Below are 16,377 nucleotides of genomic sequence, written 5' to 3' on the forward strand. Positions count from 1 at the left end.
CCTTCGGGACCATCCCGGGGGGTGGGTTCATTTGTTCGTCATATGATCTGTCGGCCGCAGGGTGGGGGGAACCACCTGTGGGCACGTCCGGTGCCGCCCTCTCCACTCCACCGCCGCGCCGGGCGTTCTTCTTCCACGACAGGAGCCATGTGACTTTCTTCCACAAGGGTGGCCGGCGGGCCCGTCTCGCCGTCGCCGCCCCGCTCACCGCGCTGGCCGTCGGCGCCGCGAGTCTGATCCTGACGGCTCCGGCACACGCCGGAGCCGTCGCCGACGGCCAGGGGGGGCCGACGGCCACGCAGAGCCAACTGCGGGCCCGGGTGCACGAAGCGGTGAAGCGCCTGCCCGTCGCCGAGCGGGCGGCGGCCGGCCCGACCGCCACCACCGGCGCCACCGCCACCACCGGCGCCACCGCCAAGCCGCGCATCATCGGCGGCGGTACGACCAACATCAGCACCGCGCCGTGGATGGTCCAGCTCATCTACCTCAACCCGGACGACGACAGCATCGAGTTCTGCGGCGGCACCCTGGTCGCCCAGAACAAGGTGCTGACCGCGGGGCACTGCGTGTCCGGTCTGGACTGGGTGAACAACGGCGTGATCGTGGGTGACACCGGCATCCTCGGCGGCACCGACGCCAGCCCGGTCGTGGGCGTCACCGCCCAGTGGGTGAACCCGTCGTACAACGGCAGCACGATCGACAACGACGTGGCGCTGCTGACGCTCGACCACCCGCTCAACCTCAAGACCCTGCCGCTGGCCACGCCGAACGACACCGCGCTGTACCAGGCGGGGACGCAGGCGAAGGTCTACGGCTGGGGCGTCACCGACTCGGAGCCGAACAGCCCGAACCTGGCCGAGACTTTGCAGAGCCTGACCCTGTCGGTGAACGGCGACACCGAGTGCGCCGACGAACTCGACGGCGTGCTCGGCGACCCCGACGCCTACATAGCCGGGCACATGCTGTGCGGCGGCGCCGGCGGGACGGGCGACGACGCCACCGGCAAGACCACCTGCTCCGGCGACTCCGGCGGCCCGCTGGTGGCCGGCGGCAAACTGATCGGCCTGGTCTCGTGGGGCGTCAGCTCCGACACGCAGGACTGCAACGTGCCGGGCACGTACGACGTGTTCACCAGGTTCTCGACGTACAGCGGGGTCGTGCAGCCGCGGATCAACGACACCGACGTGACGCGGGACGCCAAGGCCGACGTGATCGCCCAGACCCCGGCCGGCGCGTCGTACGTGTACGCGTCGACGGGTACCGGGGTGAAGGGCCGGGTGACGGCCCCCGCGTCGTTCAAGAACTACGACACGGTCATCCAGGCGGACCTGGAGCGCGACGGGTACCAGGACTACATCCTGCGCGCCACCAGCAGCGGCAACACCTTCATGGGACACCGCACCGCCGACCGGGCGTCGTACTCGTACACCCGGATCGGCTCCGCCTGGAAGACGCTCAAGGCGCTGCTGGTGCCCGGGGACGTCACCGGGGACGGCATCCCCGACCTGCTCACCGAGGACTCGGCGGGCCGGCTGTGGATCTACTCCGGCAAGGGCAACGGGCTGTTCAACACCGCGGTCATGCCCGGCGTCAGCTGGAGCCCGTACAACCTGGTGATCGGCCACGGCGACTTCAGCGGCGACGGTCTCACGGACGTACTCGCCCGTGACACCAAGACCGGCGGCCTGTACCTGCTGCGGGGCACCGGCAGCGCGGCGGCACCGTTCCTGGCGCCGGTGCTGATCTCCACCGGGTGGAACGGCTACGACAAGCTGGTCACCGTCGGGGACTTCTCCGGCGACGGCCGCGCGGACCTGCTGGCGCGGGTCCCGTCCGGCTCGTTCTACCTGTTCAAGGGAACCGGCACGGCCGGCCCGGGGGCCTTCGCGGCCTCGGTCCGGATCGGGACCGGCTGGAACATGTACAACCTGGTGGACTGAGCGGGGAGACATCCCGCCCGGCAGATCCGTGACCCAGCGTAGTAATCGCTGCGGCCGCGGTCACCCGGCGAAGTCGCGGAAAAGTGCCCGCGCGGCCCCTGACCAGGGGTGCGCGGGCACTCGCCGTTGTCCCCCGGATGCCGGGAGCCGTCCCCCGGCGCACGATGGAATGTCTGACCCCATCAGACGCAGGAAGCCGAGGTGGCACGATGCCCGACGACCAGCTGCCGCGGACCGGGTCCAGCCCGCTGGGGGCTTCGGCCGGTCGCAGGCGCCGCCGCAGGGCGCTGCACGTCGTGGCCTGGGCTGCGGCGGGCGTGGTGCTGGCCGGGAGCGCCGGGGCCGGGTACCTCTACGTCCGGCTGAACGGCAACATCCACAGCGTCGACATCGACTCCGCGCTCGGCCGCGACCGCCCGGCCCGGCTCGGCAACGGCTCCATGGACATCCTGGTGCTCGGCTCCGACTCGCGCTCCGGCGCCAACGCCGAGTACGGCCACAGCAGCGGCGCCCGCTCCGACACCGCGATGATCGTGCACCTGGACAGGGGCCACAAGGCCGCCAGCGTGGTCAGCGTCCCGCGCGACACCCTCGTCCACCGCCCGGCCTGCACCGCGCCCGGCGGCCGGAGACGGCCCGCGGCGCCCCAGGTGATGTTCAACACCGCCTACGCGGTCGGCGGCCCGGCCTGCACGGTCAAGACGGTGGAGAAGCTCACCGGGCTGCGGATGGACCACTACGTCGAGGTCGACTTCACCGGCTTCAAGAACCTGGTCGACGCCCTCGGCGGGGTCCCGCTCACCACCACCAGGGCGATCAACGACCGCAAGAGCCATCTCAACCTGGCGGCCGGCACCCACACCCTGCACGGCGAGCAGGCGCTCGGCCTGGTCCGCACCCGGCACGGCGTCGCCGACGGCAGCGACCTGGGCCGTATCCAGCTCCAGCAGGCGTTCATGAAGGCGCTGCTGGAGCGGATCAGCGGCATCGGCGTGCTGAGCAGCCCCGCCAAGCTGCTCTCGGCCGCCGACACCGCCACCAGGGCGGTCACCACCGACACCGGGCTCGGCACGGTCACCAAGCTGATGGGCTTCGCGCAGAGCGTGCAGCACCTGGACTCCCGCCGGGTGCACATGGTGACGCTGCCGGTACGGTCCGCGCCCAGCGACCCCAACCGGGTGGTGCCGATCGGCCGGCAGGCCGCGATGGTGTGGGCGGCGCTGCGGGCCGACCGGCCGATCCCGGCCGCCGCGACCAAGGGCTCGGCGGCGGCCGACCGGGACGCCGGGCGGGTGGTCGGCGCCGATCCGACCCCGGGCGCCCGCTCCGGCGGACACTGAGCCGCTGCCCCGCACCGCCCGCCCCCACACCGGCCCTGAGCTGCGCGAACCCCGTCGCGGCGGTCCCAGGACCGGCCGGGGAATGAATCGGGCGGGTCCCCGGTTTGGGGAGATGCGGACAGTCCTGGCAGACTGGACCGCTGGCCCCGGTTCACGCGTCCGCAATCCGCGGTGCGACCCGGCGCCCTCCCGAGCCTAGGAGCATCCTGTGAAGCCCGAGATCCACCCCCCGTACGTCGAGACCCAGGTCACCTGCACCTGCGGCGCCTCGTTCACCACGCGCAGCACCGACACCGGCGGCCAGATCCGCGCCGAGGTGTGCTCCGCGTGCCACCCGTTCTACACGGGCAAGCAGAAGATCCTCGACACCGGTGGCCGCGTGGCCCGCTTCGAGGCCCGCTTCGGCAAGGGCAGGACGACCGCCGGGTCCGGCAAGAAGTAGCGACCCGAAAGCGCCGGTCTGCGGTCGCCCCTCCCAGGGTGACCGGACCGGCGCTTTGTCGTCCGCACCCCTCCTTCTTCCATCCAGGGACCCCATGATGTTCGAGGCGGTCGAGGAACTGATCGGCGAGCACGCCGACCTCGAAAAGCAGCTCGCCGACCCCGCGGTGCACGCGGACCAGGCCAACGCCCGCAAGCTCAACAAGCGCTACGCCGAACTGACCCCCATCGTCACCGCCTACCGCTCCTGGCGGCAGACCGGCGACGACATCGGCACCGCCCGCGAACTCGCGGCCGACGACCCGGACTTCGCCGCCGAGGTGAAGGAACTGGAGAAGGAGCGCGAGGAGCTGACCGAGCGGCTGCGGCTGCTGCTGGTCCCGCGCGACCCCAGTGACGACAAGGACGTCATCTTGGAGGTCAAGGCCGGCGAGGGCGGCGAGGAGTCCGCGCTGTTCGCCGGCGACCTGCTGCGGATGTACCTGCGCTACGCCGAGCGCGTCGGCTGGAAGACCGAGATCCTCGACGCCAACGCCTCCGACCTCGGCGGCTACAAGGACGTGCAGGTCGCGGTGAAGGCCAGGGCCGGCCGCGAGGCCGGCCACGGCGTCTGGGCCCGGCTGAAGTACGAGGGCGGGGTGCACCGGGTGCAGCGGGTGCCCGCCACCGAGTCCCAGGGCCGTATCCACACCTCCGCCGTCGGTGTGCTGGTCACCCCGGAGGCGGAGGACGTCGAGGTCGAGATCGGGCCCAACGACCTGCGGATCGACGTGTACCGCTCGTCGGGACCCGGCGGCCAGTCGGTCAACACCACCGACTCCGCGGTCCGCATCACCCACCTGCCCTCCGGCCTGGTGGTCTCCTGCCAGAACGAGAAGAGCCAGCTGCAGAACAAGGAGTCGGCGATGCGCATCCTGCGCTCCCGGCTGCTGGCCGCCGCGCAGGAGGAGGCCGAGCGGGAGGCGTCCGACGCCCGCCGCAGCCAGGTGCGCACGGTGGACCGCTCCGAGCGCATCCGCACCTACAACTTCCCGGAGAACCGCATCTCCGACCACCGCGTCGGCTTCAAGGCGTACAACCTGGACCAGGTGCTCGACGGTGACCTCGACACGATGATCCAGGCCTGCGTGGACGCCGACTCGGCCGCCAGACTGGCCGCGGCCGGCGACGGCAGCTGAGAGGGGAAGCGACAGTGAACCTGCTGCTCGCCGAGGTGGCGCAGGCCGCACAGCGACTCGCGGACGCGGGCGTGCCGTCGCCGCGCTTCGACGCCGAGGAGCTGGCCGCGTACGTCCACGGCGTCAGGCGCGGTGAACTGCACAGTGTGGCCGACGCGGAGTTCGACGCCCGCTACTGGGAGGCCGTCGCCCGCCGGGAGGCCCGCGAACCGCTTCAGCACATCACCGGACGCGCCTTCTTCCGCTACCTGGAACTCCAGGTCGGCCCGGGGGTGTTCGTGCCCCGGCCGGAGACGGAGTCGGTGGTCGGCTGGGCCATAGACGCGGTACGGGCCATGGACGTCGCCGAGCCGCTGATCGTCGACCTGTGCACCGGCTCCGGCGCCATCGCGCTGGCCCTGGCCCAGGAGGTGCCGCGGTCCCGGGTGCACGCCGTGGAACTGTCGGAACAGGCCCTGGAATGGGCCAGGAAGAACGTCTCGGGCAGCAAGGTCGACCTGCGCCAGGGGAACGCGCTGAGCGCCTTCCCCGACCTCAACGGCCAAGTGGACCTGGTCATCTCCAACCCGCCCTACATCCCGCTCACCGAGTGGGAGTACGTTGCGCCGGAAGCCCGCGACCACGACCCCGAACTCGCCCTGTTCTCCGGCGAGGACGGCCTGGACACCATCCGTGGCATCGAGCGCACCGCGCGCCGGCTGCTGCGGCCCGGCGGCGTCGTCGTGGTCGAACACGCCGACTCCCAGGGCGGTCAGGTGCCGTGGATCTTCAAAGAGGACGCGGGCTGGGCGGACGCGGCCGACCACCCCGATCTCAACAACCGCCCGCGGTTCACCACGGCTCGGAAGGCGCGGCCGTGACCATGTCTTTGGAGGTCAGCTAATGGCACGGCGATACGACTGCTCCGACGCGACCGAGCGGGTCACTGGTCTGCGCGAGGCCGGCTCGGCGGTCAAGCGCGGCGATCTGGTCGTGCTGCCCACCGACACGGTCTACGGGGTCGGCGCGGACGCCTTCGACGCCGAGGCCGTCGGGGATCTGCTGGAGGCCAAGGGCCGCGGGCGCAACATGCCCTCACCGGTGCTGGTCGGCTCCCCGAACACCCTGCACGGCATCGTCACCGACTTCTCCGAGCAGGCCTGGGAACTGGTCGACGCCTTCTGGCCGGGCGCGCTCACCCTGGTCACCAGGCACCAGCCGTCGCTGCGCTGGGACCTGGGCGACACCCGCGGCACCGTCGCGGTCCGGATGCCGCTGCACCCGGTCGCGATCGAACTGCTGGTCGAGACCGGCCCGCTGGCGGTCTCCAGCGCCAACCTGACCGGGCACCCCTCGCCGCAGGACTGCGACGCCGCCCAGGCCATGCTGGGCGACTCGGTGGCGATCTACCTGGACGGCGGGCCCACCCCCGCCGCGGTGCCCTCCTCCATCGTCGATGTGACCGGCAAGGTGCCGGTGCTGCTGCGGGCCGGGGCGATCAGTGCGGAGGAGCTGCGGCGGGTCGTCCCCGACCTGCAGGAGCGCAATTGACGCCGGACGGGCGGGGCATACGGGGGCTGACCGGCACCGGGCAGCTGCCCGGACCGCTCACCGGGTACGTGCCGGGGTACGTCACGGCCGGGCAGAGCGACGACGTCTTCCGGGTGCTCCACGTCTGTACCGGCAACGTGTGCCGCTCGCCGATGGCCGAGCGGCTGATGCGGCACGGGCTGGCCCGGCGGCTCGGCGACGGCGCGGCCGGCATCCTGGTGGAGTCCGCGGGCACCTGGGGTCACGAGGGCGCGCCGATGGAGGCGCACGCCGCCGTGGTGCTCGACGAGTTCGGCGCCGACCCGGCCGGCTTCACCGGCCGCGAGCTGCTGGACGACCACGTGATCGACGCCGACCTGGTGCTCACCGCGACCCGCGACCACCGCGCCCAGGTGATCTCGATGGGCCACGCGGCGGGTCTGCGTACCTTCACGCTGAAGGAGTTCACCCGGCTGGTGCGGGCGATAGACGAGGCCACGCTGCCCGACGGCGGGGTCACCGAGCGGGCCCGCGCCCTGGTGCGGGCCGCCGCCGCGCTGCGCGGCTGGCTGCTGGCGCCGAACCCCGACGGCGACGAGGTGCACGACCCCTACGGCGCGCCGCTGTCGTACTTCCGCAGCATCGGCGGGGAGATCCACGGCGCGCTCGACCCGGTGGTCACCGCGCTGACCGGAATCCCGGCCCCGGCGGCCGTCTAGGGTCCACCGCTCTACCCCGCTACGGGTCGGTGCAACCATCCGGGCTCCCTGTGAGTCTCGACAGGTGTTCGCCGTCCCGGCCCGGCCACCACTAGGGTGTGACGCTGTGAGGAACCCCCGGACGCGTGCGCAGCCCGGTCGCGCCCCCGAGCACGTCGGAGGCTGCCCGTGCGCGAGTACCTGCTGACCCTGTGCGTCTCCGCCGCCGTCACGTACCTGCTGACCGGCCCGGTACGGAAGTTCGCCATCGCGGCCGGTGCCATGCCGGAGATCCGCGCGCGCGACGTGCACCGTGAACCGACCCCGCGGCTCGGCGGCATCGCGATGTTCGGCGGCCTGTGCGCCGGGCTGCTGGTCGCCGCGCACCTGAGCAACATCGGGGACGTCTTCCGGCTGTCCAGTGAACCCCGGGCGCTGCTGTCCGGCGCCGGGCTGATCTGGCTGCTGGGCGTGCTCGACGACAAGTGGGGCGTGGACGCGCTGATCAAGCTCGGTGTGCAGATGATCGCCGCCGGGGTGATGGTCTGGCAGGGCCTGACCATCCTGTGGCTGCCGGTACCCGGCATCGGCACGGTCGCCCTCACCCCCGTGCAGTCCACCCTGCTGACCGTGGCGCTGGTGGTGATCACCATCAACGCGGTGAACTTCGTCGACGGCCTGGACGGCCTGGCGGCCGGCATGGTGTGCATCGCCTCCATCGCGTTCTTCATGTACGCGTACCGCATGTGGTACGGCTACGGGGTCGAGGCCGCCGCGCCCGCCACGCTGTTCAGCGCCATCCTCATCGGCATGTGCCTGGGCTTCCTGCCGCACAACATCCACCCGGCCCGGATCTTCATGGGGGACTCCGGCTCGATGCTGATCGGCCTGGTGCTGGCCTCCGGCGCGATCTCGATCACCGGGCAGGTGGACCCGGACGCGATCACCGACTTCACCGGGTCGACCCGGCAGACCGTGCACTTCATGGTGCCGGTCTACATGCCGCTGCTGCTGCCGCTGACCATGATCGCCATCCCGGCCGCCGACCTGGTGCTCGCGGTGGTGCGCAGGACCTGGAAGGGCCAGTCGCCGTTCGCCGCCGACCGCGGCCACCTGCACCACCGGCTGCTGGAGATCGGGCACTCGCACAGCCGGGCGGTGCTGATCATGTACTTCTGGGCCGCGCTGTTCGCCTTCTCCGCCGTGGCGTTCTCGGTGAACTCCTCCAGCCTGTGGATCGTGCTGGTGATCGTCGCGCTGAGCGCGGTGGGCCTGGTGGTCCTGCTGCTGCCCCGGGTCCGGCCGCGGGCCCCGCACTGGGCCGAGGCGATCGTGCCGCCGCGCTACCGGCGCCGCCGGCGCCGGCTGGCCGCCGACGCCGCCGCGGCCGAGCGGGAGATGCTGGCCGACCGGCCGGCGCTGCACGGCTCGACCGCGATCGGCGACCGCTCCCGGCTGCCGGACCGCCGCCGACCGGTGGACAGCCACCACTGAGGCGATCGGCTTTCCCGGAGAATTCCAGCAGAAAGTCCTATTCGGACAATGAGGCTAATGCGGTCGAACCGGTCGACTCCAGCAACCCGGAGCGTCAATTCCAGCGGGCGCCGGTAGCCCGTGTGTGTGACGGGCAGCACACTTCCATGGTAAAGACCGCATCAAATACTTTGTGATACCGTTCACGAAACCCGGGAAACAAGCCGAAAGACCATGGAGCGACGGTCTTCCGGCGTGAGGCGCGTCCTCAGCCCCGACTACGCTCGTCTCCGACGACACCCGCGATCCCCAACTCCCGCCGGAGGAGCTGCCCCCATGCAGTCCAACGACGTCCGAACCCTCCTCAACTGCACCGTCCCCACTGCCGCGGCCGGTGCCATCGCCACCGTGATCAGCGGTGCGTTGGCCGGCGGCAAGGGAGCGATCGGCGCCGCCGCCGGCACGTTGGTCGTGATCGCCTTCATGTCGATCGGGATGGTGGTGCTTCAGCGCACCGCGAAGTCGTACCCGTCGCTGTTCCAGATGATGGGCCTGACGCTCTACACCGTGCAGATCCTGCTGCTCGCGATCGTGCTCGCCGTCTTCAAGCACACCTCGCTGTTCAACACCCGCGCTTTCGCCTTCTCGCTGCTGGCCGCCGCGCTCGTCTGGATCGCCGCGCAGGCCAGGACGTATCTGAAGGCCAAGATCCTCTACGTGGAACCCGAGTCCGCGGGGAACCCGTCGTGACGTGCGCCACCCGCGAGGGTCGCGCCGACCAGGGTAGGGGCGGTGTAAAGGGCGCTCCGCTCATTTGCTATCGTCCCGACTCAACTGCGGTCTCAACCGCGGTGGAGCTGCCGCGAGCGGTGAACCGGTCATTCCCACCACTCGGTTCAGCGCCGACCCGCCGCCTCCACAGCCGTACCACCAGTCCAGTGCCGTTCCGCGGCCCAGTGCCGCGCCGACACATCGAGGTTGCCGTACCCATGCGTCACGCTGAAGGAGCTCTCGGTGAGTGCTGACCAGGTTCTCGCCTTCGAGACGAACTGCCACATCTTCGACGGGTGCGGCTTCCCGGCCCCCGGACTGCACTCGTTCGTCTTCCGCCCGATCTTCTCGGTCGGCAGCTTCGACTTCACCAAGCCGATGCTGCTGGCGCTGCTCAGCACCGTCGTGATCGTCGGCTTCTTCTGGGCCGCCTTCAGCAAGCCCAAGGTGGTGCCCGGCAAGCTCCAGATGGTCGGCGAGGCGGGCTACGACTTCGTCCGCCGCGGCATCGTCTACGAGACGCTCGGCAAGAAGGTCGGCGAGAAATACGTCCCGCTGATGGTCTCGCTGTTCTTCACGGTCTGGCTGATGAACCTCTGGTCGATCATCCCGGTCGCCCAGTTCCCCGTGACGGCGATCATCTCCTTCCCGGCGGGCCTGGCGGCGGTCGTCTACGTGACGTGGATGTACCTGACGTTCAAGAAGCACGGCTTCGTCGGCGGCTGGAAGAACATCACCGGCTACGACAAGTCACTCGGCGTCGTGCTGTTCCTCTCGGTGCCGATCGAGTTCTTCTCGAACGTGCTGGTACGGCCGTTCACGCACGCGGTCCGGCTGTTCGCCAACATGTTCGCCGGCCACACCCTGCTGCTGCTGTTCACGGTGGCTACCTGGTACCTGCTCAACGGCATCGGCATCGCCTACGCGGGTGTGTCCTTCATCATGACCATCGTGATGACCGCCTTCGAGCTGTTCATCCAGGCCGTCCAGGCGTACGTCTTCGTCCTCCTGGCCTCCAGCTACGTCCAGGGCGCGCTCGCCGAGCACCACTGAGCACCCCGCCCACGCCCCCGACAGATGTTCCGGTGGCCAATCCCCACCGGTCCGTGAAAGAGAAGGAAGAACCCGGCATGTCCGCTCTCGCGCACGCGACGCTCGCCGCCACCCAGATCAAGGGCAACCTCGGCTCGATCGGCTACGGCCTGGCCGCCATCGGCCCCGGCGTCGGCATCGGCATCATCTTCGGCAACGGCACCCAGGCCCTCGCCCGGCAGCCCGAGGCGGCCGGCCTGATCCGCGCCAACCAGATTCTCGGCTTCGCCTTCTGTGAGGCGCTCGCCCTGATCGGTCTGGTCATGCCGTTCGTCTACCCGACCTCCTGATCGCGGCCGACGACCGGATCGACCGGAACACATAGACGGAAGGCACTGATGTGATCGCCCTGGTACAGCTGGCGGCCGACGACGCGGAGAACCCGCTCGTCCCGCCGATCCCCGAGCTCATCATCGGCCTGATCGCCTTCGCCATCGTTTTCATCTTCCTCGCCAAGAAGCTCCTCCCGAACATCAACAAGGTTCTGGACGAGCGCCGGGAGGCCATCGAAGGCGGCATGGAGAAGGCCGAGGCCACCCAGGCCGAGGCGCAGGAAGCCCTTGAACGCTACCGCGCCCAGCTCGCCGAGGCCCGGCACGAGGCCGCGCGGCTGCGCCAGGAGGCGCAGGAGCAGGGCGCCGCGCTCATCGCCGAGATGCGGGCCGAGGGCCAGCGTCAGCGCGAGGAGATCGTCGCCGCCGGCCACGCCCAGCTGGAGGCCGACCGCAAGTCCGCCGCCGCCGCGCTGCGGCACGACGTCGGCAGGCTCGCCACCGAACTGGCCGGCAGGCTGGTCGGCGAGGCGCTGGAGGACACCGCCCGGCAGAGCCGGACCATCGACCGCTTCCTCGACGGCCTCGACGAATCGGCGCCGGCCGCTGAGGCGGCCCGGTGAGCACGGGAGCGGTACGCCGGCGAGCGGGCGGCACGGCCGTGTCCCGGCCGGTCCGCACGCGGCGAGCCGGGGAGGGCGCCCGATGAACGGAGCGAGCCGTGACGCGCTGGGCGCCGCCCGCGAGCAGCTCGACGCGCTGACCGACAACACCGCGGTGGACCCGGCGCGGCTCGGCGGGGAACTGGCCGCCGTCACCGCGCTGCTGCACCGCGAGGGGACGCTGCGCCGGGCGCTGAGCGACCCGTCGAAGTCCGGCGAGGCCAAGGCCGGGCTGCTGCGGCAGCTGCTCGGCACCCAGGTCGGCGACGACGCCCTCGACCTGCTAGCCGGCCTGGTCAGGGCCCGCTGGTCGCAGCCCCGCGACCTGGTGGACGCGGCCGAGGAGCTCGCCGACACCGCCGACCTGATCGCCGCCCAGCGCCGTGGCGTGCTGGACGACGTGGAGGACGAGCTGTTCCGGTTCGGCCGGATCCTGTCCGGCAACAGCGAGCTGCGCTCGGCGCTGGCCAACCAGGTCGCCGACGGCACCGCCAAGGCCGGACTGCTGCACTCCCTGCTGGGCGGCCGGGCCGACCCGGTCACCGAACGTCTGGTCACCAGGCTGGTCACCGCGCCGCGAGGACGTAGCCTGGAGAGCGGGATCGACGCCCTGTCCCGGCTGGCCGCCGCCCGCCGCAACCGGATGGTCGCGGAAGTGACCTCGGCGACTCCGCTGAGCGATCAGCAGAAGCGACGGCTGGGTGCCGCGCTGGCCAGGATCTACGGTCGGCAGGTGCACCTCAACCTGGACGTGGACCCCGAAGTCCTCGGCGGGCTGCGGGTGCGCATCGGCGACGAGGTCATCAACGGCTCCATCGCCGACCGCCTCGACGAGGCGGCCCGGCGGCTGGCCGGCTGACAGCCACCAACTCAACACGCATGAAGGCGGCCCGAGCCGGGCCACCGAGTGCTCTGGGGGCAGCCCCCCAGACCCCCAGGAACTTCGGGCCCAACAAGGAGAGCAGGGAACCCAGATGGCGGAGCTCACGATCCGGCCGGAGGAGATCCGGGACGCGCTGGAGACGTTTGTCCAGTCGTACCAGCCGGACGCCGCCTCGCGCGAGGAGGTCGGCACGGTCAGCGTTGCCGGAGACGGCATCGCGAAGGTCGAGGGACTGCCCTCGGCCATGGCGAACGAACTGCTGAAGTTCGAGGACGGCACCCTCGGCCTCGCCCTCAACCTTGAGGAACGCGAGATCGGCGCCATCATCCTCGGCGAGTTCGACGGCGTCGAGGAGGGCCAGCCGGTGCGCCGCACCGGAGAGGTGCTCTCGGTGGCGGTCGGCGAGGGCTACCTCGGCCGGGTCGTGGACCCGCTGGGCACCCCGATCGACGGCCTCGGCGAGATCGAGACCGACGGCCGCCGCGCCCTCGAACTGCAGGCCCCCACGGTCATGCAGCGCAAGTCGGTGCACGAGCCGATGCAGACCGGCCTCAAGGCCGTCGACGCGATGACCCCGATCGGCCGCGGCCAGCGCCAGCTGATCATCGGCGACCGGCAGACCGGCAAGTCCGCCCTGGCGATCGACACGATCATCAACCAGCGCGACAACTGGCGCTCCGGCGACCCGAAGAAGCAGGTCCGCTGCATCTACGTCGCCATCGGCCAGAAGGGCTCCACCATCGCCGGCGTGCGCGCCGCGCTGGAGGAGGCCGGCGCACTGGAGTACACCACCATCGTCGCCGCCCCGGCGTCCGACCCGGCCGGCTTCAAGTACCTGGCGCCGTACACCGGTTCGGCCATCGGCCAGCACTGGATGTACCAGGGCAAGCACGTACTGATCGTCTTCGACGACCTGTCCAAGCAGGCCGATGCCTACCGCGCGGTGTCCCTGCTGCTGCGCCGCCCGCCGGGGCGCGAGGCGTACCCCGGCGACGTCTTCTACCTGCACTCCCGGCTGCTGGAGCGCTGCGCGAAGCTCTCCGACGAGCTGGGTGCCGGCTCGATGACCGGTCTGCCGATCGTGGAGACCAAGGCCAACGACGTGTCGGCGTTCATCCCGACCAACGTCATCTCCATCACCGACGGCCAGTGCTTCCTGGAGTCGGACCTGTTCAACGCCGGTCAGCGCCCCGCGCTGAACGTCGGTATCTCGGTCTCCCGGGTCGGCGGCTCGGCGCAGATCAAGGCCATGAAGAGCGTCTCCGGACGGCTGCGGGTGGACCTCGCCCAGTACCGCGAGCTGGAGGCGTTCGCCGCCTTCGGCTCCGATTTGGACGCGGCCTCCAAGGCACAGCTGGAGCGCGGCCAGCGGATGGTCGAGCTGCTCAAGCAGGGCCAGTACGCGCCCTACGCGATCGAGGACCAGGTCGTCTCCATCTGGGCCGGCACCACCGGCAAGCTGGACGACGTACCGGTCGAGGACGTGCGCCGTTTCGAGCGGGAGCTGCTGGACTACCTGCACCGCGAGCACAAGTCGCTGCTCACCGCGATCGTCGAGACCGGCAAGCTGCCGGACGAGACCGTCGAGGTGCTCACCGACGCGGTGGCCGCCTTCAAGAAGCAGTTCGAGACGTCCTCCGGCGCGCTGCTGGTCGAGGGCTGATCATGGGCGCACAGATTCGCGTCTACAAGCGCCGGATCAAGTCCGTCACCGCCACCAAGAAGATCACCAAGGCGATGGAGATGATCGCCGCCTCGCGCATCGTCAGGGCGCAGCGCCAGGTGGCGGCCTCCTCGCCGTACGCGGACGAGCTGACCCGCGCGGTGACGGCGGTGGCGACCGGCTCCAACACCAGGCACCCGCTGACCACCGAGACCGAGAACCCGACCCGCGCCGCGGTGCTGCTCGTCACGAGCGACCGCGGCCTGGCCGGCGGCTACTCCTCCAACGCGATCAAGGCGGCCGACCGGCTCGTCGAGCGGCTGCGCGCGGAGGGCAAGGAGGTCGAGTCGTACGTCGTGGGCCGCAAGGGCCTGGCGTACTACAGCTTCCGGGAGCGCGCGGTCGCCGAGTCCTGGACCGGCTTCAGCGACAGCCCGCAGTACGGCGACGCCAAGAAGGTCGCGGCCCCGCTCATCGAGTCGGTGCAGCGGGCGACCGCCGACGGCGGCGTGGACGAACTGCACATCGTCTTCACCGAGTTCGTCTCGATGATGACGCAGGTGCCGGTCGCCCGGCGGCTGCTGCCGCTGTCGCTGGACGAGGCCGCCGCGACCGAGCAGGCGGAGAACCGGGGCAAGATCCTGCCGCTGTACGAGTTCGAGCCGTCCGCGGAGGGCGTACTCGACGCGCTGCTGCCGCGCTACGTCGAGAGCCGCGTCTACAACGCGCTGCTGCAGGCCGCCGCTTCCGAGCACGCGGCCCGCCGCCGGGCGATGAAGTCGGCGACCGACAACGCGGAAGACCTCATCAAGTCGCTGACGCGGCTGTCCAACGCGGCCCGACAGGCCGACATCACCCAGGAAATCAGCGAGATCGTCGGTGGCGCGAGCGCCCTCGCCGACGCGAGCGCGGGGAGTGACTGACCACTATGACCACCACTGCTGAAACCGCCACCGCCACCGGGCGCGTGGCGCGGGTCATCGGCCCGGTCGTCGACGTGGAGTTCCCCGTCGACGCGATGCCGGAGATCTACAACGCCCTGCACGTCGACATCGCCGACCAGTCGGACCTGTCCGGCGAGGGCCAGGGCGTGCGGACGCTGACCCTGGAGGTGGCCCAGCACCTCGGCGACGGCCTGGTCCGCGCCATCTCCATGCAGCCCACCGACGGCCTGGTCCGCCAGGCCCCGGTGACCGACACCGGCGACGGCATCACGGTGCCGGTCGGCGACGTCACCAAGGGCCGCGTCTTCAACACCCTCGGCAAGATCCTCAACGAGCCGGAGGCCGAGTCCGAGGTCACCGAGCGCTGGCCGATCCACCGCAAGGCCCCGGCCTTCGACCAGCTCGAGTCCAAGACCGAGATGTTCGAGACCGGCCTGAAGGTCGTCGACCTGCTGACCCCGTACGTCAAGGGCGGCAAGATCGGCCTGTTCGGCGGCGCGGGCGTCGGCAAGACCGTGCTCATCCAGGAAATGATCATGCGGGTCGCCAAGCTGCACGAGGGCGTCTCGGTGTTCGCCGGCGTCGGCGAGCGCACCCGCGAGGGCAACGACCTGATCGCCGAGATGGCCGAGTCCGGCGTACTGCCGCAGACCGCGCTGGTCTTCGGCCAGATGGACGAGCCGCCGGGCACCCGGCTGCGGGTCGCGCTGGCCGGGCTGACCATGGCGGAGTACTTCCGCGACGTGCAGAACCAGGACGTGCTGTTCTTCATCGACAACATCTTCCGGTTCACCCAGGCCGGCTCCGAGGTCTCCACGCTGCTCGGCCGGATGCCGTCCGCGGTGGGGTACCAGCCGAACCTGGCCGACGAGATGGGTCAGCTGCAGGAGCGGATCACCTCCACCCGCGGCCACTCCATCACCTCGATGCAGGCGATCTACGTCCCCGCGGACGACCTGACCGACCCGGCCCCGGCGACCACCTTCGCGCACCTCGACGCGACGACGGTGCTCTCCCGGCCGATCTCGGAGAAGGGCATCTACCCCGCGGTGGACCCGCTGGACTCCACCTCCCGGATCCTGGACCCGCGCTACATCGCGCAGGACCACTACGACTGCGCGATGCGGGTCAAGGGCATCCTGCAGAAGTACAAGGACCTCCAGGACATCATCTCGATCCTCGGCATCGACGAACTGGGCGAGGAGGACAAGCTCACCGTCTTCCGGGCCCGCCGGATCGAGCGCTTCCTGTCGCAGAACACCCACGCGGCCAAGCAGTTCACCGGTGTCGACGGCTCGGACGTGTCGCTGGACGAGTCGGTCGCGGCGTTCAACGCGATCGCCGACGGTGAGTACGACCACTTCCCCGAGCAGGCGTTCTTCATGTGCGGCGGCCTGGACGACCTCAAGGCCAATGCCGCCAGGCTCGGCGTCAACTGACGGCCCGCCGGCCGCCCCACGGCTGACCGTCGGCCGGCTGACCGGCGGGCGGCCGTCGGGCGACCCGGAGCG

At 70.8% G+C, this 16,377-nt stretch carries 16 protein-coding genes; all 16 read left to right on the plus strand.

Annotated features, from left to right (window positions below):
- The first annotated feature begins 77 nt into the window (after positions 1 to 77).
- The gene (locus RLT57_RS22890) at positions 78 to 1,940 is read left to right on the plus strand and encodes a trypsin-like serine protease (RefSeq protein ID WP_311299156.1); all 1,863 of its coding nucleotides are present in this window, start codon (positions 78 to 80) and stop codon (positions 1,938 to 1,940) included.
- 209 nt (positions 1,941 to 2,149) lie between these two features.
- Positions 2,150 to 3,280 (plus strand): LCP family protein, encoded by a 1,131-nt coding sequence (locus RLT57_RS22895; RefSeq protein WP_311299157.1) that lies wholly within the window; start codon positions 2,150 to 2,152, stop codon positions 3,278 to 3,280.
- Positions 3,281 to 3,488: 208 nt separating this feature from the next.
- Positions 3,489 to 3,722 (plus strand): 50S ribosomal protein L31, encoded by a 234-nt coding sequence (gene rpmE / locus RLT57_RS22900; RefSeq protein ID WP_311299158.1) that lies wholly within the window; start codon positions 3,489 to 3,491, stop codon positions 3,720 to 3,722.
- Between the two features lie 97 nt (positions 3,723 to 3,819).
- Positions 3,820 to 4,899 carry a peptide chain release factor 1 gene (prfA, locus tag RLT57_RS22905; protein ID WP_311300812.1) on the plus strand — a complete coding sequence of 360 codons (1,080 nt, stop codon included), beginning with the start codon at positions 3,820 to 3,822 and terminating at the stop codon, positions 4,897 to 4,899.
- A gap of 14 nt (positions 4,900 to 4,913) precedes the next feature.
- Positions 4,914 to 5,759 carry a peptide chain release factor N(5)-glutamine methyltransferase gene (gene prmC, locus RLT57_RS22910; RefSeq protein WP_311299159.1) on the plus strand — a complete coding sequence of 282 codons (846 nt, stop codon included), beginning with the start codon at positions 4,914 to 4,916 and terminating at the stop codon, positions 5,757 to 5,759.
- Positions 5,760 to 5,781: 22 nt separating this feature from the next.
- Positions 5,782 to 6,429 (plus strand): L-threonylcarbamoyladenylate synthase, encoded by a 648-nt coding sequence (locus RLT57_RS22915; RefSeq protein ID WP_311299160.1) that lies wholly within the window; start codon positions 5,782 to 5,784, stop codon positions 6,427 to 6,429.
- Between the two features lie 68 nt (positions 6,430 to 6,497).
- Positions 6,498 to 7,127 (plus strand): protein-tyrosine-phosphatase, encoded by a 630-nt coding sequence (locus tag RLT57_RS22920; protein ID WP_311300813.1) that lies wholly within the window; start codon positions 6,498 to 6,500, stop codon positions 7,125 to 7,127.
- Between the two features lie 168 nt (positions 7,128 to 7,295).
- Positions 7,296 to 8,600 carry an MraY family glycosyltransferase gene (locus RLT57_RS22925; RefSeq protein ID WP_311299161.1) on the plus strand — a complete coding sequence of 435 codons (1,305 nt, stop codon included), beginning with the start codon at positions 7,296 to 7,298 and terminating at the stop codon, positions 8,598 to 8,600.
- Positions 8,601 to 8,915: 315 nt separating this feature from the next.
- Positions 8,916 to 9,329 (plus strand): hypothetical protein, encoded by a 414-nt coding sequence (locus tag RLT57_RS22930; protein WP_311299162.1) that lies wholly within the window; start codon positions 8,916 to 8,918, stop codon positions 9,327 to 9,329.
- Positions 9,330 to 9,593: 264 nt separating this feature from the next.
- Positions 9,594 to 10,403, plus strand: coding sequence for a F0F1 ATP synthase subunit A (gene atpB / locus RLT57_RS22935; RefSeq protein WP_311299163.1), 810 nt, complete (start codon positions 9,594 to 9,596; stop codon positions 10,401 to 10,403).
- A 77-nt stretch (positions 10,404 to 10,480) separates the two neighbouring features.
- Entirely contained in the window at positions 10,481 to 10,732 is a 252-nt protein-coding gene (gene atpE / locus RLT57_RS22940; RefSeq protein WP_311299164.1) for an ATP synthase F0 subunit C, read from the plus strand.
- A gap of 50 nt (positions 10,733 to 10,782) precedes the next feature.
- Positions 10,783 to 11,337 carry a F0F1 ATP synthase subunit B gene (locus RLT57_RS22945; RefSeq protein ID WP_311299165.1) on the plus strand — a complete coding sequence of 185 codons (555 nt, stop codon included), beginning with the start codon at positions 10,783 to 10,785 and terminating at the stop codon, positions 11,335 to 11,337.
- A gap of 82 nt (positions 11,338 to 11,419) precedes the next feature.
- The gene (locus tag RLT57_RS22950) at positions 11,420 to 12,235 is read left to right on the plus strand and encodes a F0F1 ATP synthase subunit delta (RefSeq protein ID WP_311299166.1); all 816 of its coding nucleotides are present in this window, start codon (positions 11,420 to 11,422) and stop codon (positions 12,233 to 12,235) included.
- A 115-nt stretch (positions 12,236 to 12,350) separates the two neighbouring features.
- Positions 12,351 to 13,922: a F0F1 ATP synthase subunit alpha gene (atpA, locus tag RLT57_RS22955; RefSeq protein WP_311299167.1), complete on the plus strand. Its 1,572-nt coding sequence runs from the start codon at positions 12,351 to 12,353 to the stop codon at positions 13,920 to 13,922.
- A gap of 2 nt (positions 13,923 to 13,924) precedes the next feature.
- On the plus strand, positions 13,925 to 14,845 hold the full coding sequence (locus RLT57_RS22960) for a F0F1 ATP synthase subunit gamma (protein ID WP_311299168.1): 921 nt from the start codon (positions 13,925 to 13,927) through the stop codon (positions 14,843 to 14,845).
- Between the two features lie 5 nt (positions 14,846 to 14,850).
- Positions 14,851 to 16,305 carry a F0F1 ATP synthase subunit beta gene (gene atpD / locus RLT57_RS22965; RefSeq protein ID WP_311299169.1) on the plus strand — a complete coding sequence of 485 codons (1,455 nt, stop codon included), beginning with the start codon at positions 14,851 to 14,853 and terminating at the stop codon, positions 16,303 to 16,305.
- The last annotated feature ends 72 nt before the right edge of the window (positions 16,306 to 16,377 follow it).

It is taken from the genome of Streptomyces sp. ITFR-21 (genome assembly GCF_031844685.1).
In the GTDB taxonomy this organism is placed as follows: domain Bacteria; phylum Actinomycetota; class Actinomycetes; order Streptomycetales; family Streptomycetaceae; genus Actinacidiphila.